Origin of the sequence: Pseudomonas sp. NBRC 111133, assembly GCF_001320605.1 — a bacterium.
Classification (GTDB): domain Bacteria; phylum Pseudomonadota; class Gammaproteobacteria; order Pseudomonadales; family Pseudomonadaceae; genus Aquipseudomonas; species Aquipseudomonas monteilii.
The window spans coordinates 34,730-55,200 of sequence record NZ_BCBJ01000023.1 but is presented as its reverse complement, the minus strand read 5'-3'; the positions used below and the strand labels follow the sequence as shown (position 1 = coordinate 55,200).

At 62.4% G+C, this 20,471-nt stretch carries 22 protein-coding genes; 10 read left to right on the top strand and 12 right to left on the bottom strand.

Annotation, left to right across the window (positions count from 1 at the left end; genetic code table 11):
* The first annotated feature begins 180 nt into the window (after window positions 1-180).
* The 4 genes from APH36_RS04495 (at window position 181) to APH36_RS04485 (ending at window position 3,839) form a co-directional block, all read left to right on the top strand.
* Window positions 181-2,367, top strand: a complete 2,187-nt coding sequence (locus APH36_RS04495) for a methyl-accepting chemotaxis protein (protein WP_374754778.1) — start codon at window positions 181-183, stop codon at window positions 2,365-2,367.
* A 33-nt stretch (window positions 2,368-2,400) separates the two neighbouring features.
* Window positions 2,401-2,547, top strand: coding sequence for a hypothetical protein (locus APH36_RS33035; RefSeq protein ID WP_306303027.1), 147 nt, complete (start codon window positions 2,401-2,403; stop codon window positions 2,545-2,547).
* On the top strand, window positions 2,548-2,850 hold the full coding sequence (locus APH36_RS04490) for a GNAT family N-acetyltransferase (protein WP_306303026.1): 303 nt from the start codon (window positions 2,548-2,550) through the stop codon (window positions 2,848-2,850). It begins immediately after the preceding gene.
* A gap of 110 nt (window positions 2,851-2,960) precedes the next feature.
* Window positions 2,961-3,839, top strand: coding sequence for a LysR substrate-binding domain-containing protein (locus tag APH36_RS04485; RefSeq protein ID WP_060497644.1), 879 nt, complete (start codon window positions 2,961-2,963; stop codon window positions 3,837-3,839).
* Window positions 3,840-4,004: 165 nt separating this feature from the next.
* Here APH36_RS04485 and APH36_RS04480 read toward each other — a convergent pair whose 3' ends face one another.
* Window positions 4,005-5,222: an amidohydrolase family protein gene (locus tag APH36_RS04480; protein WP_060497643.1), complete on the bottom strand. Its 1,218-nt coding sequence runs from the start codon at window positions 5,220-5,222 to the stop codon at window positions 4,005-4,007.
* Between the two features lie 285 nt (window positions 5,223-5,507).
* On the opposite strand from APH36_RS04480, the gene APH36_RS04475 reads away from it, so the two are divergent.
* Entirely contained in the window at window positions 5,508-6,662 is a 1,155-nt protein-coding gene (locus APH36_RS04475; protein ID WP_060497642.1) for an MFS transporter, read from the top strand.
* A gap of 75 nt (window positions 6,663-6,737) precedes the next feature.
* On the opposite strand, the gene APH36_RS04470 is transcribed toward APH36_RS04475, so the two are convergent.
* Window positions 6,738-6,923, bottom strand: a complete 186-nt coding sequence (locus APH36_RS04470; RefSeq protein ID WP_060497641.1) for a hypothetical protein — start codon at window positions 6,921-6,923, stop codon at window positions 6,738-6,740.
* A 555-nt stretch (window positions 6,924-7,478) separates the two neighbouring features.
* Here APH36_RS04470 and APH36_RS04465 point away from each other — a divergent pair.
* Window positions 7,479-7,835 (top strand): SH3 domain-containing protein, encoded by a 357-nt coding sequence (locus APH36_RS04465; RefSeq protein ID WP_019096764.1) that lies wholly within the window; start codon window positions 7,479-7,481, stop codon window positions 7,833-7,835.
* A gap of 334 nt (window positions 7,836-8,169) precedes the next feature.
* Here APH36_RS04465 and APH36_RS04460 read toward each other — a convergent pair whose 3' ends face one another.
* Entirely contained in the window at window positions 8,170-9,075 is a 906-nt protein-coding gene (locus APH36_RS04460) for a LysR family transcriptional regulator (RefSeq protein ID WP_060497640.1), read from the bottom strand.
* Window positions 9,076-9,175: 100 nt separating this feature from the next.
* Between APH36_RS04460 and APH36_RS04455 the strand changes: the two genes are divergently transcribed.
* Entirely contained in the window at window positions 9,176-9,937 is a 762-nt protein-coding gene (locus APH36_RS04455) for a TSUP family transporter (RefSeq protein ID WP_016711449.1), read from the top strand.
* Window position 9,938: 1 nt separating this feature from the next.
* Here APH36_RS04455 and APH36_RS04450 read toward each other — a convergent pair whose 3' ends face one another.
* The 4 genes from APH36_RS04450 to APH36_RS04435 form a co-directional block, all read right to left on the bottom strand.
* Window positions 9,939-11,363, bottom strand: coding sequence for a GGDEF domain-containing protein (locus APH36_RS04450; protein ID WP_060497639.1), 1,425 nt, complete (start codon window positions 11,361-11,363; stop codon window positions 9,939-9,941).
* Window positions 11,364-11,500: 137 nt separating this feature from the next.
* Window positions 11,501-13,330, bottom strand: coding sequence for an SLC13 family permease (locus APH36_RS04445; RefSeq protein ID WP_060497638.1), 1,830 nt, complete (start codon window positions 13,328-13,330; stop codon window positions 11,501-11,503).
* 138 nt (window positions 13,331-13,468) lie between these two features.
* The gene (locus APH36_RS04440; protein WP_025753699.1) at window positions 13,469-13,858 is read right to left on the bottom strand and encodes a glycine zipper domain-containing protein; all 390 of its coding nucleotides are present in this window, start codon (window positions 13,856-13,858) and stop codon (window positions 13,469-13,471) included.
* Window positions 13,859-13,931: 73 nt separating this feature from the next.
* Entirely contained in the window at window positions 13,932-14,123 is a 192-nt protein-coding gene (locus APH36_RS04435) for a hypothetical protein (RefSeq protein WP_060497637.1), read from the bottom strand.
* A gap of 224 nt (window positions 14,124-14,347) precedes the next feature.
* Here APH36_RS04435 and APH36_RS04430 point away from each other — a divergent pair, with 224 nt between their 5' ends.
* A complete protein-coding gene (locus tag APH36_RS04430; RefSeq protein WP_060497636.1) occupies window positions 14,348-15,508 on the top strand; it encodes a GGDEF domain-containing protein in 1,161 nt (386 codons plus the stop codon).
* Window position 15,509: 1 nt separating this feature from the next.
* Here the strand turns inward: APH36_RS04430 and APH36_RS04425 are convergent, their stop codons facing one another.
* Window positions 15,510-15,800: an RcnB family protein gene (locus tag APH36_RS04425; protein ID WP_060497635.1), complete on the bottom strand. Its 291-nt coding sequence runs from the start codon at window positions 15,798-15,800 to the stop codon at window positions 15,510-15,512.
* A 114-nt stretch (window positions 15,801-15,914) separates the two neighbouring features.
* Here APH36_RS04425 and APH36_RS04420 point away from each other — a divergent pair, with 114 nt between their 5' ends.
* Complete coding sequence (locus APH36_RS04420) at window positions 15,915-16,265, top strand: hypothetical protein (protein WP_060497634.1); 351 nt, start codon at window positions 15,915-15,917, stop codon at window positions 16,263-16,265.
* 110 nt (window positions 16,266-16,375) lie between these two features.
* A complete protein-coding gene (locus tag APH36_RS04415) occupies window positions 16,376-17,197 on the top strand; it encodes a bifunctional 2-polyprenyl-6-hydroxyphenol methylase/3-demethylubiquinol 3-O-methyltransferase UbiG (RefSeq protein WP_060497633.1) in 822 nt (273 codons plus the stop codon).
* On the opposite strand, the gene APH36_RS04410 is transcribed toward APH36_RS04415, so the two are convergent.
* The 4 genes from APH36_RS04410 to APH36_RS04395 form a co-directional block, all read right to left on the bottom strand.
* Entirely contained in the window at window positions 17,198-17,965 is a 768-nt protein-coding gene (locus APH36_RS04410) for an SDR family oxidoreductase (RefSeq protein WP_016711440.1), read from the bottom strand.
* Between the two features lie 36 nt (window positions 17,966-18,001).
* Window positions 18,002-19,069: a phosphotransferase family protein gene (locus tag APH36_RS04405; RefSeq protein ID WP_060497632.1), complete on the bottom strand. Its 1,068-nt coding sequence runs from the start codon at window positions 19,067-19,069 to the stop codon at window positions 18,002-18,004.
* 184 nt (window positions 19,070-19,253) lie between these two features.
* A complete protein-coding gene (locus tag APH36_RS04400) occupies window positions 19,254-19,571 on the bottom strand; it encodes an SCP2 sterol-binding domain-containing protein (protein ID WP_060497631.1) in 318 nt (105 codons plus the stop codon).
* 57 nt (window positions 19,572-19,628) lie between these two features.
* Window positions 19,629-20,339: a histidine phosphatase family protein gene (locus tag APH36_RS04395; RefSeq protein WP_060497630.1), complete on the bottom strand. Its 711-nt coding sequence runs from the start codon at window positions 20,337-20,339 to the stop codon at window positions 19,629-19,631.
* Window positions 20,340-20,471 lie beyond the last annotated feature (132 nt).

Below are 20,471 nucleotides of genomic sequence, written 5' to 3'. Positions count from 1 at the left end.
TTCGGAAGCTATCTGCCTCACTCAACTTGAACGTGTGATCCCATCATTGTTGCCCCTCGTTGGTGCGCTTTGCGCTTCTCTGCCACGGTTCTGCACTGATCAAGTGCGGCAGGCTCGCGAAATCACCCATTAATCACCCCTGCCGCGTTGGCGTGCGACTTGCTATCAGATTGCCATTCGATGTCGCGTATGGTGAAGATAATGTCGCTTTCCAGTGGTTCGATGCAGTTGTCGTCGCATGAAAAGGGCTGGCTGCCGTGGTTTGGTAAAACTGGCAAATTCAGCATGGGCTGGGCGTGCCGCGTTAACCGGGCCAGTTACCCGCAGATCGAGCAAACCTTCGAAGCCATCGCCCACACCCGTGTGCAGTTGCTGCATGAGTGGGCGCGCGAGCAGTGGGAGCATCTGGCCGAGTTGGCCGATCAACTGGCGCCCGGTCTCGCTCAAGTCGATAGCGCGATGTTGCGCAGCACGCTGGCCCAGGCCGAGGACTTTTCCGAACTGTTTGTCGTCGATGCCCACGGCAGCGTCATCGCTTCGACCTGGCCCCAACGTGGCACGCCGCGTATCGAACACATGTCAGCCCTGGCACAAGGGCTGAAAGCCCCCTTTCTGCACGGGCCTTACAGCGACCCACTGACCTTGCAGATCGGCCCGTCATCCTCACGCTTTCACGACGAAGTCACGCTGATGTTCTACCAGCCCCTCAGGCACGCGGGCAAAGTGCTCGGTTGCCTGTGCGGGCGGGTGCCCAACGACGTGCTGGGCGATCTGATCCAGCGCGAGGCCGGGCACATCTACCCCGAGTCGGGTGACAACTACCTGTTCATGGCGCAATCGCGCTTCGACCTTGCCATTCAGCCTGGCATCGCGCTGTCCCGCTCGCGCTTCGAAGACGCCACCTTCACCCATGGCGAAAACCTCAAGAGCGGCGTGCACACGCCCTGGACCACGGTGCAGGTCCAGCGCCATACCGAACTGGAGCTGCGTTTCACCGATCCCTCCACGCGGGAACTGCACCCGGGCGTAAGGGAGACCATCAGGCGCGGTGAAAACCTGTTCGTGACCTACCCCGGCTATTCGGATTATCGCCACGTACCGGTGGTGGGCAAGGGCGTAACGTTCCAGTTGCCGGGCTCACCCGACCGCTGGGGCATGATGTGCGAGGCAGACCTGGAGGAGGTCTACCGCCGGCGCTCGCTGAGCTACGGTTTGATGAAGCCCTATGTGGCGATCATGGCGGCCCTTTTCGGCTGCAACTACCTGGTGCAGCACTGTGCAGGCCTGCCGCAAGGGCTGAACGACGCAATCGAGGCCGCGAGCATGCTCGGCGCCACGTTGCTGTTCGGTGTGCTCGGGCCCAAGCGCCTGGCGGCCAGGCTGAATGGCATGAGCGGCGTGCTGCGCACCATCGCCGAGGGAGAAGGCAACCTGCGCCAGCGGTTGGACACCAGCACCTTGGCCAACGACGAAAGCGGCGACATGGCGCGCTGGATCAACAGCTTCATCGACCGCCTGGACGCGGTGGTGGGGCAGGTGGTCAAGGCCAGCCGCACCGTCGGCAGCACCAACCAAGTGATGCTCGGGCGCAGCCAGGAAGCCAGCGTGAGCTCCGCCGATGTGGCGGACGCCGTGCACCAGATGATGATCATCATGGAAGAGCAGCTCGGCGAGTTGCAGCAGGCTTCGGTCAGTGCCGAGCAGATGAAGCAGGCCATGGACGAAGTGGTCAGCCGCGCGCGCGAGCAGTACTTGGCGGTGCAGGCGGGCACGCAGTCGATCCGCGATGTGGTCGCGCGCTCGTCGTCCAGCGTGCAGCGGCTCGACAGCCGCATGGTCGAGATCGACAACATTACCGGGTTGATCAGCGAAATCACCAACCAGACCAACCTGCTGGCGCTCAATGCCGCCATCGAGGCGGCGCGCGCCGGGGAGCATGGCCGTGGCTTTGCGGTGGTGGCCGAGGAAGTGCGTAGCCTGGCCGCGCGCACCTCGCGTGCTGCCGACGACATTCGCCATATGGTCGAAAGCCTGCAGGGCGAAACCCGTCAGGCCGTAAGCTTCATGGAGCAGGGCGTGCAGGACGTCGACAACAGTCTGCGCCTCGCCGAGGACGCCTCTTCGGAAAATGTGCAACTGCACCAGGCGGTGGAGGGCATGTTCGCCATCATCCAGCAGCTCAACCGGCGCAGTGTGGAATACGGCAAGACCATCGAGCAGGTCAACCAGTCGTCCAGCGAGATGCGCCAGACCGCCGTGGTGCTGCAAAGCAGTGCGCAGAAGGTGAAGGTGGATGCCGGCAAGTTGCAGAAGCTGGTGGGGCAGTTCGAAGTCAGCGATGATGGCGAACGAGGCGTTGCTGCTTGAGTAACGCACTATCCGGTAATCAGGGAGACCGTCATGATCCGGCTGGCCGTAGCAACCGATGAGCCTGAAGTCAGGCAGTGTGCCGAGCAGGCCTACGCTCGGTATGTGCCACTCATCGGGCGCAAACCTGCCCCGATGACCGCAGACTTCGCCAGGCAGATAGCGGACGGTGTGGTGTAAGTGGCGACGGATGATCGGGCGGTCTTTCAGGGTTTCATCGTGTTCTATGCCGAGCACGGCCACATGCTGCTGGAAAACGTCGCAGTCCTGCCCAGCGCAGCCGGGCAGGGTGTAGGAAAGGCGCTGACTCGCTTCTGTGAAGATGCGGCCCGGCAACAGGGGGTAGGCGCCGTCCATTTCTATACCAACGAGAAGATGACCGAGAACCTGTCGATTTACCCCAAGCTTGGCTATGTGAATGTAGGGCAACGGACGGAAGACGGTTTCAAGCGCGTTTATTTCGAGAAGACCCTGGTGCCCTGACAGGCCGTTCGTGCATGCGTACAAAGCATGCCCCGCAAAAGGGCAATGCGTCATGCGCCCCGGCTTCGGGCATCATGTACCAAGCCCCATCGAAAAGCTGAAAGCGCCAAATGCCTGAATCCCCCAACCCCAACCGCGCCATCTACGACCTGGACATGCTCCGCACCGTGGTCATGGTGGCCGACTGCGGCAGTTTCACCACCGCCGCAGCCCGCCTGCATTCCACCCAGTCCACCGTCAGCCAGAAGGTGCGCCGGCTGGAAGAAATGGTCGGCCACCAGCTGCTCGACCGCAGCAACCGGGAGGTGCACCCGACCGACGCCGGTGAAACCCTGCTGCGTTACGCTCGGCACCTGCTGGCGGTGAGCAGCCAGTTGACCGAGGCCATGTCGGGTGGGGTGACGGTGACCGTGCGCATCGGCCTGCCGGACGATTTTGTCGCGGGCAAGACGATGCAGGCGTTGGCGGCGTTCAACCGGCGTAATCCGACGGTGAAACTGGAGATTACCGGTGGCCTTAGCCGTGACCTGATGAGCGCCTATGATCGGGGCGAACTGGACCTGGTGTTGATCAAGCAACGGCGCCACAGCCGTGAGGCCAATGCTTGCCAGCCAGAGCGTATCGAGTGGATCGACAGTGCGCAGTACCCGTGCTTTGCCCAGGACCCGATTCCGCTGGTCACCTTCCCGCCGCGAGGGCTGTACCGGGACGACATGATCAGTGCGGTCGAGGCCATGGGGCGGAGCTGGCGTATTGCATTCACCAGCTCGAGCCTAGCAGGGATTCAGGAGGCCGTCGCCAATGGGTTGGGGGTGAGCCTATTGCCATCGCGGGTGGTGACGCCAGAGCATCTGGTATTGGGGGTGGAGGAAGGGTTCAAGCCGATCAAAGTGTTTGAGGCGGCGATTTTTCATCGGCCTACGGCGGACCCTATGGTTATGGAGCTGGCCGAGATCCTGATCGGTATTTTGCGGGCAGAGGCAGAGTGAGGGTGCGCCATGGCTGTGACAAAGCTCAAGAGTGTGTCGCAGCCCCTGTGGGAGCGGGTTTACCCGCGAAGAAGGCAACGCGATTGATGGCACCGGCTCTGCCGGTGTTCGCGGGTGAACCCGCTCCCACAGGAGCGGGTCAGGGCTTAAGATGACGGTGGTTGGTTAGCGGCGCAGTTCGGCAGCAAACTGCGCAGCCTTCAGCTGCAGCTGCGCAGGCCCACCCCAGAAAGCACCATGGCGCACGATCACGCGTTCATGAATGGCCGCCGCCACCGCCGCAGCGGCATTCGGTGCCTTGAACAGGATGAAGCTGGCCTCGTTGCCCACCTTCAAGCCGTAATCCTGTTTGCCCATCACTGCAGCGCTGGCCTCGGTCGCCATGTGTAACGCCACCCGCAGTTCCTCGTCGGTGTTAAAGCCCGAGCGGTAGCTGACCAGCATGGCCCGTTGCAGCATGTCGCCGTTGCCGTAGGGCCACCAGGCATCCTGGATGTTGTCGTTGCCGGTAAACACCCGCACGCCGCCGTTACGCAGGCGTAGGACGGGTGGGAAAGCATGCTCGCCGGGGGCGTTGGTCATAATGGAAATGCCGGCGCCAGCCAGCACTTCAGCGGTGCGGTCGACCACGGCATCGGATACATCGCCCAAGCCATAGGCGTGGCTGACGGCCACAAGACCTTGCATGCCCAGTGCCTGTGTGCGCTCAGCGATGCGGGCGAGTTGGGCTATGCAGATGTCGCCGGGCTCATGCAGGTGGATATCGACCTTCACGCCATGCCGATCGGCGATGCCGAACACGATGTCGAGCTGGCCATCGGCATCGCCATCAAGGGTGGTCGGGTCGATGCCGCCGACCACCTGCACCCCTTCGCGGATGGCCGCTTCCATCACTTCAGCGGTGCCGGGGCAGGTCACCACACCGGCCTGGGGGAAGGCCACCAGTTCGATGTCGATAAGATCCTTCCATTTGTTACGGGCTTCGAGCATGGCGTGCAGGTTGGTCAGGCCGGTGGTGGCGTCCACATCAACATGGCAGCGCATGGCCAGGGTGCCGAACGAGGCCGCCTGGCGCATCAGTGCATCGGCGCGCTCGACGATGGGCGGGGCGCTGGCGAGTTCGCGTTTTTCCACGGCCAGGCGCTCACGCAGGCTGGTGACGGGTTGGTGCGGACGCCAGCGGTCACCGACAAAGCTTTTGTCCAGGTGGATGTGGCCGTCGACAAAGCCTGGCAGCACCAGCAGGCCTTCGAGGTCGATGGTTTCGCGGGCGGCCGTGCTGGCGCGTTGTGGGCCGATGTGGCTGATGCGGCCGTTGCTTACGGCAATGTTCTGGGGCAGGCCATCGGCGTCGATGGCATTGATGAACTCACGGTCGTTCATGGTTGGGCCTTTTTTACTAACGGCTTGGGTGACGTACCACGGTAGGGCGGATGCGGGCATGTCTCCAATTAATTATCAGGATTGGGTTCAGTGCATTTCTGGATGCGGGCTGGTGAAGTTGCCCTGCATTAAAAAGCCCACTGCATTCGATTCTGATAATTAACTTTCAAAGCGTTCGATCACGGCCCAGGATTGAGCCCGAGATCGGCCCAGCCGCCAGTCATGGCGCCCTCCAGGGCTGAGCCTCACCCACAATAAAAACAAATGCCGTGTCGGAGTCCTCCCATGACCTACGATTCCAAGCTGCTGCGTGCCGCGCTGATTTTCATCGCCTGTACTTCCTTCATCGTCTGTGGTGTGCAGCCCATCTTCATGGGTTTGGTCACGGAGCAACTGAGCCTGTCACTCGACCAGCAAGGCTGGGTGGTGTCGGTCGAGATGATTGGCATGACTCTGGGCACCTTGCTGTGCCCGCTGCTGATGAAGCGCCATGGCGGGCGCAGTCTGTGCCTGTTCGTTGGCGCGCTGTGCGTGGCGTTGAGTATCGCCACCGCCTTTGCCATCACCAACACGATGTTGCTGGTCGTGCGCCTGGCGGCCGGCACCTGTGCGGGGCTGGTTTATGCCTACGCGGTGTGCATGCTGGGCCGCTTGCCCAACCAGGACCGATCGTTCGGGTTGATGCTGTTGTTGCAAACCCCCGAATACTCGCTGTTCTCCGCCGCATTGCCGTTGCTGGCCGCGCAGAGCGGCACCGTAACTGCATTGTGCGCATTCGGCCTGTGGTATTTGCTGATCTGCGGCGCCAGCCTGGTGTTGCCGCGCCGTCCGGCGGCGTTGCTGGCCAGTGGCGAAGGCTCACCTGCCCAGGGTGGTTCGGCACGTACCGGGCGTACGGCGCTGGTGGGCATGCTGTTCATGCAGATTGCCATTTACTGTGTGTGGGGCTTCATCGACCAGCTGGCGCGAGGCCAGGGTATCAGCGGGGTCGACATCGGTTGGGCGTTCGGCCTGTCGGCCATTGGCGGATTGCCTGGGGCGGGGCTGCCAAGCCTGCTGGGGGCGCGGGTCAACCGCCAACTGATGATTGCTGTGGGGTTGGTGGCGGTGTTCGTTTCCATCGCCATGCTCACGGGCCATACCCGCACACCGATGCAGTTGTTCGTGGCGTTGTTGCTGATCAACTTTGGCTGGGTGCTGTCACTGTCGTACTACATGGCGCTGATCACCACCAACGACCCGACCGGCAAGCTTACGCCGCTGGTCAGTATTACCTTGATGGGCGCTGCGGCGGTGACGCCGGCTTTGATTGCCCTATTGGTGGAGGGGTCGAACCAGCAGTTGATCTTTTTGCTGGGGACCGGGGCGTTGGTGATTGCCTTTGCGGTGACCTGCCTGGGGGCGAGCGCTAAAGGCGTGGGCAGAAAGGCTGCCTACTGAGTGTTGGCACTTGGGGCCGACGGGGGCGAGCCCATGGATTACAGAGCCGGTGCTTGCCTTGCAGGATGTTAGAGGTCACTGCAAGGTCACGGGCTTCAAGCTATCCGGTAACTGCTGGATAGCCGCCTCTATCCTGGCGATCGGTTCAGCCAACGCGTCCGCTTCGTTGTCCTTACCCTCCCTCCTTAGGCGATCGCGCTCAAGGCGCAGGTTCAGCAAATTCTTCTGCAGCTTCAGGGCCGAGGCATTGTACGGGTCCATGCTTTTCTCACGCTGTGGGCTTCCGTGCCGTTGTAGGAAAACCGGACCGTAGCAGCTCGATTTTGCTGTAGAAACTGATGTTTCATACAGGGAAATCCCCTCAAGGCGAATACTCCTACGTTGCGAGGTAAAAGATCCTACAAGCTGCATTTCAAATCGTTTCATTCAATCTTGGCTGAACCCCGCGTGATACCTAGCCACAACGGGGCTTCGTCCCTACAGGCTCTCGGCAATTTCCTGTAAATGGCTTGCCGTGCCCTTCGCAACTTCGTGTAGCAATTGCTTGCGCGTTACAAGTGGTCCGCATCCACGACCGCTTGGCCGCGTGTCGAGTGGCGGGCAGGCATCGGGCATCTCCTTGGCATGAGCCAGTGGGGCGGGTTGATGTGTGCTAGTAAAGTTGATAGCTGTATCGCCGATATGTCCGATTGACCCGTTGGATACGTGCTTGTGTATCAGGTCTCAATGGGTACAGATAACGATACAAGCGCGGTGCAGCGGTGGTTTTTTCCGCTGCTGCACCCATCGAAGGTTTACCCGGCCAAGGAGAGGCCCATGCATTACGTTGTCATTGAACCCCATCGCAGTGAATACCCGCGGCCCATTCGCTTCGCCAAGGGCACGCTGCTGAACATCGGGCCACGCTACGAGGGTGAGCCAGGCTGGCAGGACTGGTACCTGTGCACCTGCAGTGGTCAGGAGCCTGGCTGGGTGCCGGCCCAGTTGATCGAGCGGATCAGCGTGTGCCAGGGCAGGGCACTGGACAATTACTCAGCGCATGAGCTCGATGCCGACCCCGGGCAACGGGTGCAGATGCTGCGCCCGCTCAACGGGTGGGTCTGGTGCCGTCGCCATGGCAATGGCGAGCTGGGCTGGCTGCCTGCAGAAAAGCTTCAGCAGGTTTCCATCTGATCCGCTTTTTTTCCACAAAGCTGAATCTGTAACCGTATCAGCCCAAGGCCGAGAATATGCCCATTCCCGCATCACAACTGTAGAGGTTCCAATGGGCAAGCTGGCGCTATTCCTGGGTGGTTTTCTGCTACTGACCATTCTGATTGGTCTTCTTGGTACGATTCCGCCAAGCTGAGGTTCAACGTTTACCCGCGCATGGGATAAGTCATTCTTTGCGCGGGGAAATCTGTCCACAAAAAACGTGGGTAGGTCTGTGGATAAAGTGCTGAAAGCCAAGCCCACGGCGGGCTCTGTTAAATTGAGCAGAAATTGAACAGCCGTTTCAGTGGCTGTTTCATTGGGCCATGCCGGCTCGGCGCAGGGCCGCCAGCAAGTCACGTACCCGTGTCGGCAGCTCGCCGGCAGGGTACAGCGCATGCATCTGCGGGTCCTGGCCGCTGCTGGAGGTCAGGCGGTACTGTGGGCACACCCGCACCAGGCGCCCGGTTTTGACATGCGCTTCGCCAACCCAGGCGGCCAGGCGGGCGATACCGGCACCGGCCAGGGTGCTGTGGTACACCGCATCACCCGAACCCAGGCGCAACCTGGGCCTGGGGCGCAGGCTGGTGATCTGGCCCTCGCGGCAGAAATGCCAGGCCTTAAGGATGCGTGGCGCGGTATGCAGGATCAGCGTATGCCCCTCCAGGTCTTCCGGGTGTTGCGGTGTGCCGGCCTGGCCCAGGTAGGCGGGGCTGGCATACAGGTGGCGCTGATAGGGCCAAAGCGGGTAGCCGATCAGCTCGCTTGATTGGGGGAAGGCGCCGCGTACCACGAAATCGAATTTGCCTTGCAGTGGGTCGAGGGCTTCGTCGCTGTACTGCACGTCCAGGGTCACTTGCGGGTGGCAGCGAGAAAACTCGGCAAGCACCTGCGGCAACACATGCTCCCCCAGCAACTGCGGCACGGCAAAGCGGATCCAGCCTTGGGCACTGCCGCTGAGCGCGGCCAGTTCGTCGGCTGCATCGCCTTGCACATCCAGCAAGCGTTCGGCGTGCGGCAACAGGCGCTTGCCGGCTTCGGTCAAGGTCACGGCGTTGGCGTTGCGGTTGAGCAGCTTGCTTCCGGCATTGTCTTCCAGGGTTTGCACAGCCCGGGTAACTGCGCTGGGAGAGCGCCCCAATGCGCGGGCAGCGGCGACAAAGCTGCGCTTGTGTGCCACGCTGACGAACGCCTGGATTTCCCGCAGCATGTCCAATGCCATCGTCTTCTCCTTGTTGCAGTTTTCGCAATATGGCATTTCAACACAAGCGCGGTACTTTGATTAGCCTTGCAGGCGTCTTCTCTGCCTCTGGGCCTGCATCATGATGGATATCGCTGTACTTTCCGTGTTCGCTTTTGCCGCTGGGCTGATCGATGCCGCCGTGGGGGGCGGTGGGCTGATCCAGATCCCGGCCTTGTTCAATGTGCTGCCCACCGCACAGCCAGCGGCATTGCTCGGCAGCAATAAGCTGGCGTCGGTGTGCGGCACGGCCTTCGCGGCGCGGTCGTTTATCCGCAAGGTGACGCTGGACTGGGGGCTGATCGTACCCGCTGCACTCAGCGCCTTTGTCATGTCGTTCGCCGGTGCCGCCACGGTGTCGCTGGTGCCGCCCAGCGTGATGCGCCCGGCGGTGCTGGTGCTGATCGTGCTGATGGCCATCTACACCTTCTGCAAGAAAGACTTCGGCACCCTGCACAAGCCTGCGCAAATCGGCCGCAAGGAGCAGTGCCTGGCGGTGCTGATCGGCGGTGCGATCGGTTTTTACGACGGTCTGTTTGGCCCGGGCACCGGAAGCTTCCTGATCTTCCTGTTCATCCGCTTCTTTGCCCTGGACTTCCTGCACGCCTCGGCGTCGGCCAAGGTGGTGAACATCGCCACCAACCTGGCGGCACTGGTGTTCTTCGTGCCGACGGGCAACGTGTTGTATGCCATCGCCCTGCCCATGGCGGTGTGCAACATCCTGGGCGCGCTGACCGGTACCTGGCTGGCAGTGCGCAAGGGCGCCGGCTTTGTCCGCGGGTTGTTCCTGGTGCTGTTGTGCGTGCTGATCGCCAAGCTGTCGTGGGACTTGCTGGCCGGTTGACTCAGATCACCTGGCGCTGCGCCTCGGCCTGCTCGACGCGATTGCGGCCATGGGCCTTGGCCCGGTACAGCGCCTGGTCGGCGCTTGCCAGCAGCGCGTCCAGGCTGGGGGCCGGGCAGTCGGCGTCGCAGCCGGCCAGGCCGATACTGACGGTAATCTGCAGGCGCTGGTCGGCCTGCACCACATGCAGGTCTTGTACGGCGCGGCGCAGGCGTTCGGCGGTGAACTTGGCCCGTTCTGGCGCAAGGCCCGGGAGAATGACGACGAACTCCTCGCCTCCCAGGCGCGCGAGCAGCTCATCGTTGTGCAACTGGTCTTGCAAGGTGCTGGCGAACTGGCGCAGCACCTGGTCACCAACCGCGTGGCCGTGGACATCGTTGATCGACTTGAAATGGTCGATGTCCAGCATCATCAGGGTCACCGGCAGTGCCTGGGCATGCTGTTGGCGGCTGTCCAGCAACGCGTTGGCGCGGCGGGTAAAGGCACTGCGGGTGAGCACGCCGGTAAGGTGGTCGATGGTCGCCTGGTGCGCCAGGCGGGCCATCAGGCTGCGGTTGGCCTGGCTGACGCAGGCCACCACCAGCGGGCCAAGCACCAACATGGCGATGCCCAGGCGCGCCGACATCAGCGTGGTCACCCCTGGCTCGCTTTGCGGCACGCTAAAGTGCATGAGGTTTTGCGCCACCGCCACAATCAAGGTACTGCCGGCGGTGAGTGCCAGCAGCGAAACCATAAAGGGCGAATAGGTCCAGGCACACCACAGCAAAGCGGCAATCGGGAAGGCAATGGCCCCGGGGCCGCCAAAGGCAATGCTGAACGCCAGCGAGGCCAGCAGCACCAGCAGCGGTGCCAGGCGGATGGCCTGGGCACCACCGCGCACCAAGGCCCGTACCGAGGGCGCAGTCAGCAGCACCGGCAGCACCAGCACGCTTGTCGAGAACTGTTCGCTGAACCAGGCCAGCCAAGTGGCGCGCAACGATTGTTGGAACCAGGGCGCGGCCATCGCCGCCGCCATGCTGGCCGCCACCATGGCGCCAGCGGCGCAGGCGGCAAATACGCTGAGTACGCCGTGCGGGGTTCGCATGCGTCGGTGCAGGCGCGGCAAGCGCGACAGCAATTGCCAGAGGGTCACCACCACGCCCAGGTTGCACAGGTTGAACCACAGGGCCGGGGCCCAGGCGCTGCCGCACAGCAGGTCGGCACCGATCATGGCCAGCCAGACGAGGCCAAAGCCGGTAAGTGTGGCCTGGCGAGGGTAGCGCAGCAGTACACCGGCCAATACGGCATTCACCGGCCAGAACAGCGACAGCGATTCGATCGGGCGTGCCAGGATGCCCCCCAGGGTGAGGGCAAAGGTCAGGCAGAGCAGAACGACGTAAGGCAACAAGCGCGATTGGGCAGCAAAAACCATGGGCTCGACCGGCAAGCGGAAACGAAATCCAGGACAACGCCTTGAAGCACCTGGGGCAATGACCCGCAGTGTGTTTCGTCAGGGCAGTTGATGTCAATCTGCCGCGAACGGTCGAGATAATGCCAAATTGCCTTCATTCCTCAATTGTGTCGTCACAGCCCGAAGAACCACGGCACCATCAACACGGTCACCAGCATCACCAGCAGGGTGAACGGTACGCCGATTTTGACGAAGTCGGCGAAACGGTACTGCCCTGGGCCCAGCACCAGCGTATTGACCGGCGATGACACCGGCGTCATGAACGCCGCCGATGCGGCCAACGCCACGGTCATGGCGAACGGGTAGGGTGACATCCCCAGCTGTGCTGCGGTACTGACAGCCACCGGCGCCATCAGCACCGCAGTGGCCGTATTGGAAATGAACAGGCCAATCACCGCCGTGACGGCAAACAGGCAGGCGAGAATGGCACTGGGGCCGGCCCCTCCCAGCACGCTGACCAGCCCGCTCACCGCCAGGTCGATGCCGCCGGTTTTCTGCAGCGCCTGGGCGAAGGGTAGCATGCCGACAATCAGCACCAGGCTTTGCCAATGAATGGCCCGATAAGCGCTGCTCATGTCGATGCAGCGGCCGGCGCCCATCAGCAGGCAGCCGATCAGCGCGGCCATGACATTGGGCACGGCACCACTGACCATCAGCCCGACCATCACCGCCAGGCTCAGTAGCGCTTGCGGCGCGCGGGTGCGGGCGGGGGCCACCTGGTCGATTTCGGCAGGCAGGCTCAGCACCAGGAAGTCCCTGGGTTTGCTTTGCAACTGGCGTACGGCCTTCCACGGGCCGACCACCAGCAGCGTGTCGCCAAGGCGCAGCTTTTCTTCCACCAGTTGGTCTTCGATCGCTGCCTGCTCGCGGCGCAGGCCGACCACGTTGAGGTCGAAGCGGGTACGGAAGGCCAGTTCGAGAATGCTCTTGCCAATCAGCTGCGACCCCGGTGGTAGGGAGACCTCGGCCATGCCCAGTTCCTGGGACTGGTCGATGAAATAGGCGGCCTTGAAGTGAAGCGGCTCCAGTTGCATGGTCTGGCACAGGCTGCGCAGGTCATCGCGGTTGGCGAACAGGTCGAGCAGCAGCACGTCGCCCTGGTGCAGCACGGTGCTGGAGTCGGCAGCCATCACCCGCGTGGTGAACTTGTGCTGGCGTTCGATGCCGATCACGTTGGCGCCGTGCCGGGTACGCAGTTCCAGTTCGCCGAGGGTGTGGCCGATCAGCGGCGAGTGAGGGCGGATGCGCAGGCGCCGTTCGCGGCCGTTGAGCTTGTAGTCCAGCACCAGGTCCAGCAGTGTCCGGCGGGTTTCCACGCGGCCGTCCTTGCGCACTTCGCCGTTGAGCCAGTGCCGGGTCAGCAGCATGTAGCCGATGCCCAGCACCAGCACCACCAGGCCAAACGGGGTAAAGCTGAAGAAGCTGAAACCGGCTTCGCCATTGCGCACCAGCTCGCTGTGCACCACCACGTTGGGCGGTGTGGCCACCAGACTGAGCATGCCGCTGATCAGGCCGGCGAACGCCAGCGGCATCATCAGGCGGCTGGGCGAGAGTTTCAGGCGTGCGGCAATACTGAGCACCACCGGGATGAAGATGGCCACCACGCCGGTGGAGCTCATGATCGAGCCCAGCCCGGCCACCGCCACCATCAGCAGCACCAGCAGGCGCTCCTCGCTGTTGCCGGCCCGCTCGCTCATCCATTCGCCGATGCGGTAGGCAATGCCGGTACGCACCAGGCCTTCGCCAATCACGAACAGGGCGGCGATCAGCACCACGTTGGGGTCGCTGAAGCCGGCCAGGGCCTGCTCGACGGTGAGGATGCCGAGTAGCGGCAGGGCGAGAATCACCAGCAGTGCGACCACGTCCATGCGCGGGCGGTTGATGACGAACAGGAGGATGACGATGGCCAGCAGGCCGAGGACCCAGAGCAGCTCTTGGTTCATGGGGAGGGGGTGTTCCTTCACACAGGGGCACGATAGACAGTAGCAGCCAGTGTGCCAGCTTGTGATGAAGGGGGTGTTGATGTACTGCAGGGTTTGCCAAACAACAGGGGCCGCATTGTGGCCCCTTGGGTCACCGGATCAGTGACGGTGACGGCGGTGCTTTTTGCTGCCGTTATTGTCGCCCAGGTGGTTGCCGATGGCACCACCGGCCGCGCCGCCCAGGCCGGCACCGACGGTAGAGCCGGTCTTGCCGCCCACCGCGCCGCCCAGCAGCGAGCCGCCGGCCGAGCCCAGGCCGCCGCCGATGGCGGCTTCGGTACGGTTGCCTTTGCGTGCACCTACCGCACTGCCGGCTGCGCCGCCGAGGCCGGCGCCGATGGCCGCCCCGGTCTTGCCACCGATCGATTGACCGACAACGTTACCCAGGGCACCACCCAGGCCACCGCCAATGGCGGCAGTACCGTCACCGGCGAAAGCGCCCTGGCACAGCAGCAGGCCGAGGGCAAGGGAAGGCAGAGTCAGACGCATGATACGAACCTCAAAGGAATCATCAGGTTAAGGTGCCGCGCAACGGGCGGCGGGTCAGGGGTGCAAAGACGCTTCAGCGGTAGTAGCGGTCACCGCGATACTGGCGATTGTCATCGTCATCATCGTCGCGCTCATGGCGATGGTGGTGGCGATGGTCGCGGTCACGGTCACGCCAGCCATCGTCGTCGTCATGGTAGCGATGGCTGTGGCAGCCTGCGGTCAGCAGGACAACAGCAACCAGCGAAAGGCTTGCAAGGCGGGTCATCACGATATAGGTCCTTGATCCGCAATGGTTTACAGGGCACTTGCTGAGACTGGGAATGATCCATTTGGTTTCCCTGGCAGGCAAAAATTTGTCGCGCCAGTGATGAGCGGCGTGCTTGTGGGCTGCTGTTCTGTCCCATTCGGTCATGGTCGAGCCGGCGATGCCCCTCTAGACTGTGGGTTAAGCCGCTGGCAAGACGGCAATTTGCCACACAGTGAATCATGATGATCGCCCATACCCCCACGTTGTTCGCCGCCGTTGCCTTGGTTGCAACCATTCTGGCCTTCTGCCTGTTGCTGGTCGGGCGCAGTAACCGCCGTGACAACCTGTTACTCACGGGGTGCGGGTTGCTGGTGCATGCCCTGGCCTATGTCTGCTACACCGTCTATGCCCATGCCCCGCTGTGGCTCAGCTATGGCCTGGGCAACAGCCTGTTGTCGCTGGCCCTGGCGTTCTATACGGCCAGCCTGTTCCGGGTGCGTCAGCAGATAGTGCCTTGGCGCATTATCTTCATTATCCCGGCGTGCATGCTGGTGGGGTTGATGCTGCTGCTCGATACGGTAGAGCCACGTATGCTGCTGGCAACGCTGGTGCTGATGCTGCAGTGCTCGATGATTCTGTACTGGGCGCGACGCTATGCCGAGCGGCCGGGCAAGGCCCACTTGCTGCTGCAGATCGGTGCGTTGATCAGCCTGGTCGGCCTGGGCATGCGTGTGGTGGCGGTGGCCAATGGCACGGCGGTGGAGTTGCGCTATGACACCAGCAACCTCAAGCAGAGCATTTCCGTGGCGATTGGCACCGTCACGGTGATGATGTATTCGATCGGGCTGGTGTTGATGGCCAAGGAGCGCAGCGAATCCCGCTTGCAGCACCTGGCCCTGCACGATGTGCTGACCGGCACGCTGAACCGCAGGGCGATCCTTGAGCGCTTTGCCGTGGAACTGGACCAGGCTCGCCAGCAACAGGGCAGCCTGGCTGTGGCGATGATCGACATCGACCATTTCAAGCGCATCAACGACCTGTATGGGCACCTGGCAGGTGATGAGGTGCTGTGCCACTGCGTGCGCCAGTTGCAACAGCGGCTGCGCCAAGGTGACTGCCTGGGCCGTTATGGTGGCGAGGAGTTCCTGTTGCTGCTACCGGGCGCTGACCGCAGCGGGGCGATGGCCGCGCTGCAAGGGCTGCGTGAGGCCATTGCGCGCAACCCGGCGAGTTTTGCCGGTGACCAGATCGAACTGCGCTTCAGCGTGGGCTTGTGGTGCGGCGTGCCTGGGCTCAAAGACAGCACCTCCAGTCTGTTGGCCCAGGCTGACGCAGCGCTTTACCAGGCCAAGGCCGCCGGGCGCAATACAGTGCATATGGCGGCAATGGCCGAAGCGGGTTGACTCACGACGCCGGCTGGATTGCCAGTACTACGCCGTTGGTGATCTGTACCAGTACAAAGTGCTCGCCCATGCGTACCCAGTGGCTTTCTTTTTCGGGCTTGGGCAGGCCCTTGGCTTGCCAGTCCTGAATGGCTTGATCGTCCCGTTTGTACTGGTCCGGCGCCTTGTCACCCACCTTGAGTTCGCGATTGTGTGTTTCCGGGGCGGTGACGCTTTCTTCGCTGGAAGGAGTGGCGTTTGCCGCCAGGGGTAGGCAGGGTAGGGCCGCGAGCAGCAGATAGTGCAGTTTCATGGGGTATTCCTCTTGGCTACGTGTCTTATCTGCGACAGCGGCAGGTGTGTGGCAATTCACTCGCGATGCATGCCAGTGCTAGAGTCGCCTTCTTTTTTACCCTGAGGATGGAACATGCGTGCGATTCTGCCGATGGCCGCAGCACTGATGCTGGTCGGTTGTGCTTCTGCGACCATGGAGACAGCCCGCGGCGGCAAGCCGACGGCGCAGCTCGATTCGCATAAGGCGCCAGAGCTGGTGGCCCAGTGCATCCAGTTCAGCTGGCAGGAAGAGAAGGTGTTCGGCGACGATGCCAGTGGCTACCTGGAGCCGAGCAAGCAGGGCGGGTTTACCGTGTATACCCGCGAAGCCGAAGCGTTCGTGGATGTTTACCCACAGGCGGGTGGGGCGCGGGTTGACTATTACGCGCAGAAGAATGACGGCGTGGCGCTGCAGCGCCGGGCGGCTGCGGCTACGTGCCTGTAACGCAGGCGCTCATCCTATAGGGGCGGGCTTTACACTTTTTAGCAAGGCAGTTGTGTCGCAAGACGCGTGGTAACGGCTAGCATCAGCCGTTACCACTCAAGGACGACACCATGGATCGCTCACTGCAACTCAACCGTGCCAGCTGGGACGAACGCGCTCCGCTACACGCTGCCTCCAAGGACTACGAAGTCGAGCTTCTGGTCCAGCGCCCCGGGCACCTTTCCGAAACCGTCCGCTTCGACCTGCCACTGCTTGGTGATATCAAAGGGCTGAACGCTGTGCACCTGCAGTGCCACATCGGTACCGATACGCTCTCGCTGGCGCGCCTTGGCGCCAAGGTCTGTGGCTTGGACTATTCCGCAGCTTCACTGGCCGAAGCGCGTGCTCTGGCCAAGCGGTGCGCGGTGCCCATCGAGTATGTCGAGTCTGACGTCTATGCCGCCGACAGCGTGCTGCCGGCAGGCACTTTCGACCTCGTTTATACCGGTATCGGCGCACTGTGCTGGTTGCCCCGCATCAAGCCGTGGGCGCGTACGGTGGCAGCACTGTTGAAGCCAGGCGGGCGGCTATTCCTGCGTGATGGGCACCCGATGCTGATGGCGGTCAACGAAGACCATCAGGACCGCCTGCAGCTCGAATACCCGTATTTCGAGCACGAAGCGCCGACGGTGTGGCACAACGACCAGACCTACGTCGAAACCGACCAGCGCCTTGCCCACACCGAAACCCACGAATGGAACCACGGCCTGGGCGAGGTGGTGACTGCCTTGCTGGCGCATGGGCTGCAACTGACGGCACTGGTCGAGCACCAGAGCATTCCCTGGGAGGCGCTGCCGGGGCAGATGGTCAAGGGCAGCGACGGTGAGTATCGCTTGCGCGAGCAGCCCGCACGTCTGCCCTTGAGCTACACCTTGGTGGCAATCAAGGCTTGATCAGGACAGGTAGCCGCCGTCTACATTGAGTGCCGTGCCGGTGGTGTAGCTGGACGCATCGCTGGCCAGGTACAACACTGCGCCGGCCATTTCTTTGGGGTCGGCCACGCGCTTGAGCGGGATCTGCTGCAGTGCGGCGTTCAGAATGGCGTCGTTCTTCACCAGAGCCGAGGCGAACTTGGTGTCGGTCAGGCCCGGCAACAGGGCGTTGCAGCGAATGCCAAACTGGGCGCACTCCTTGGCAAAGACCTTGGTCATGTTGATGACCGCTGCCTTGGTTACCGAATAGATCCCCTGGAAGTGGCCGGGCGATACACCGTTGATGGAGGCGACGTTGATGATGCTGCCGCCGCCGTGCTCACGCATCAGCTTGCCGGCTTCCACCGACATGAAGAAGTAGCCGCGGATGTTCACGTCCACGGTCTTCTGGAAGGCGTTCGGGTCGGTATCCAGCACGTTGCAGAACTGCGGGTTGGTGGCGGCGTTGTTGACCAGCACGTCCAGGCGCCCGAACTGTTCGCGAATGCCGGCAAACACCTGCTGGATCTGCTCCAGCTCACCGATGTGGCAGGCTACCGCCGTGGCCTTGCCGCCGGCGGCGATGATGGCATCGGCCACCTGCTGGCAACCGTCAAGCTTGCGGCTGGAAACGATCACATGAGCCCCTTGCTGCGCCAGCAAGTGGGCGATCGCCTCGCCAATGCCACGGCTGGCGCCGGAAACGAAGGCAATCTTGCCGTCGAGGTCGAACAGGTGGGTCTTGGACATGCTGTTTTCCTTGTTATCCGTCGTCGTGGTCATGGCTTACAGGCTGGACTTGGCAATGACCTGCAGGGTCATCTGCTCCAGCAAGCGGTTCATGTGGATGAACTGGGCGAAGCGCTTGTCCTGGGTCTGGCCGTGGAAATAGCGGTAATAGATTTGCTGGACGATGCCGGCCAGGCGGAACAGGCCATAGCAATAGTAGTAATCGAAGTTGTCGAGCGGGATGCCCGCACGCTCGGCGTAGTAATCGACGAACTGGCGACGGGTAAGCATGCCTGGTGCATTGCTCGGCTGGCGGCGCATCAGTTGCACGGGTGCCGGGTCTTCGGCCTCGATCCAGTAGGCCAGGCTGTTGCCCAGGTCCATCAGCGGGTCACCCAGGGTGGCCATTTCCCAGTCCAGTACCCCGATGATGCGCATGGGGTTGTCGGCGTCGAGGATCACGTTGTCGAAGCGGTAATCGTTGTGCACGATGCCGGGCTTTGGGTGGTCGGCGGGCATCTTGTCGTGCAACCAGGCAATCACCTGCTCCCAGCGCGGGGCATCCGGGGTCAGGGCTTTTTCGTAGCGGCTGGTCCAACCCTCGATCTGGCGTTGCACATAGCCTTCCGGCTTGCCCAGGTCGGCCAGGCCGCAGGCGTTGTAGTCCACCTGATGCAGCTCGACCAGGCGGTCGATGAAGCTTTTGCACAGGGCCTCGGTGCGGCTGGCGTCTAGGTTCAGTTCGGCAGGGATATCCGAGCGCAGGATGATGCCCTTGACCCGCTCCATCACGTAGAACTCGCCGCCGATCAGGCTGCTGTCGGTGCAGTGCACATAGGCCTTGGGGCAGTAGGGGAAGCCGCTGTTCAGCTGGTTGAGGATGCGGAACTCGCGGCCCATGTCGTGGGCCGACTTGGCTTTATGCCCGAACGGTGGGCGGCGCAGTACGAAGTCACTGTCCGGATAGCTGACCAGGTAGGTGAGGTTGGAGGCGCCACCCGGAAACTGGCTGATGCTGGGCAGCCCATCCAGGCCGCGGATATTGGCCTTGAGGTAAGGGTCGATGACGGCCGCGTCGAGTTCTTCGCCGGGGCGTACCTGGGTGGACTGGTCGGTGAGCGTCATGCGTTTTCCTTATTCTCGATCGCAAGGACTATTGGCTAATCTAATGGCCTGCCCGGGCTGGAACAAGCGTGCCAGGTGCCATATAGGTGCGGGTGTTGCCGGTGGATCACTGCACCGAATGCCAGGCAAAAAAAAACCGAAGCCGCGAGGGCTTCGGTTTTCGATCATCCGGTATCCCCAGCCCTCAGGACGGGAACAGCTCGCTGAGTTTCATCGACAGCATCATGTCGCCTTCAACGCGCAGCTTGCCGCCCATGAAGGCCTGCATGCCGTCGGTTTCGCCACTGACGATACCCTTCAGGGTTTCGCTGTCCATTATCAGGGTGCAGTTGGCATCCGGGTTTTCGCCTTCCTGCAGGTCGCAGGTGCCGTCTTTGACGATCAGCGCGTAGTGCTTGCCTTCGTCGGTGATGTTGAAGCCGAACACCAGGTCCAGGCCGGCGGCAGCGGATGGGTTGAACTTCTCTTGCATCTTTTTGACGGCATCAGCTACGGAGGTCATGGCGCATTCCTTATAGAGTGATTTACACGTCCCCGCAGGGACACAACAAAGCCGGGCTTATCGGTAGGTGACAAACTCCGGCGCCCTCAACAGCTGCACATGGGCTTGGCTGTTGAAGGAAGCCAGTGCCACGTCGCGGCCGCGGAATTTCAGCTGGCTGAGCGACGTGTTGATGATCTGCCAGTTCAGCGCGAACGCCTGGCTGGGGGTGATACGGGTAACCAAGTGGAGCAGGGCGGCAATGGTACCGCCCGAGGTGAAAATGGCGATATTGTCGCCGCTGCCGGCGGTATCCAGTACGCGTTGCAGCCCACCCTGTACGCGGGCAGTAAACGCTTGCCAGGTTTCCAGGCCGTCATCGGTATGCTCCCCGTCGTGCCAGCGCTGCACCATCAAGGCGAACAGGCGCTGGAACTCGCTGCGGTGCTGCGCAGCATTACGCAGGATGTGCAGGGCGTTTGGCTCTTGCGGCAGCAGCCCGGGCAACAGGGCACGGATGACGCCGTCAGCATCGAACTCATTGAACGCCGCGTCGGTCTCAACCGCTGGCACCGCGCAGCCGCTGGCCTGCAAGGCCTCCAGGGCAAGGTGCGCGGTATCCTGCTGGCGGCGCAGGTCGCCTGCCACGCAACGGTCCAGCCGCACACCCAGCTGGGCAAGGTGCTCACCCAGGGCCTGGCTCTGGCGCACGCCCACGGGGGAGAGGACGTCATAGTCATCGGCACCGAAGGAGGCTTGGCCATGTCGGATCAGGTAGAGGTTGCCCACGAAAGGTTCCGGCCTGTTGGAGGTTGCTGCGAGGTTAGGATGCGGCACACGGGCTGTCAACGAAAAAACATACAAGCGTTTGAAAAGGTTGTTTGAAAGATGTTGCCAGCGTTTGCGCCGGCTGGCAGCACC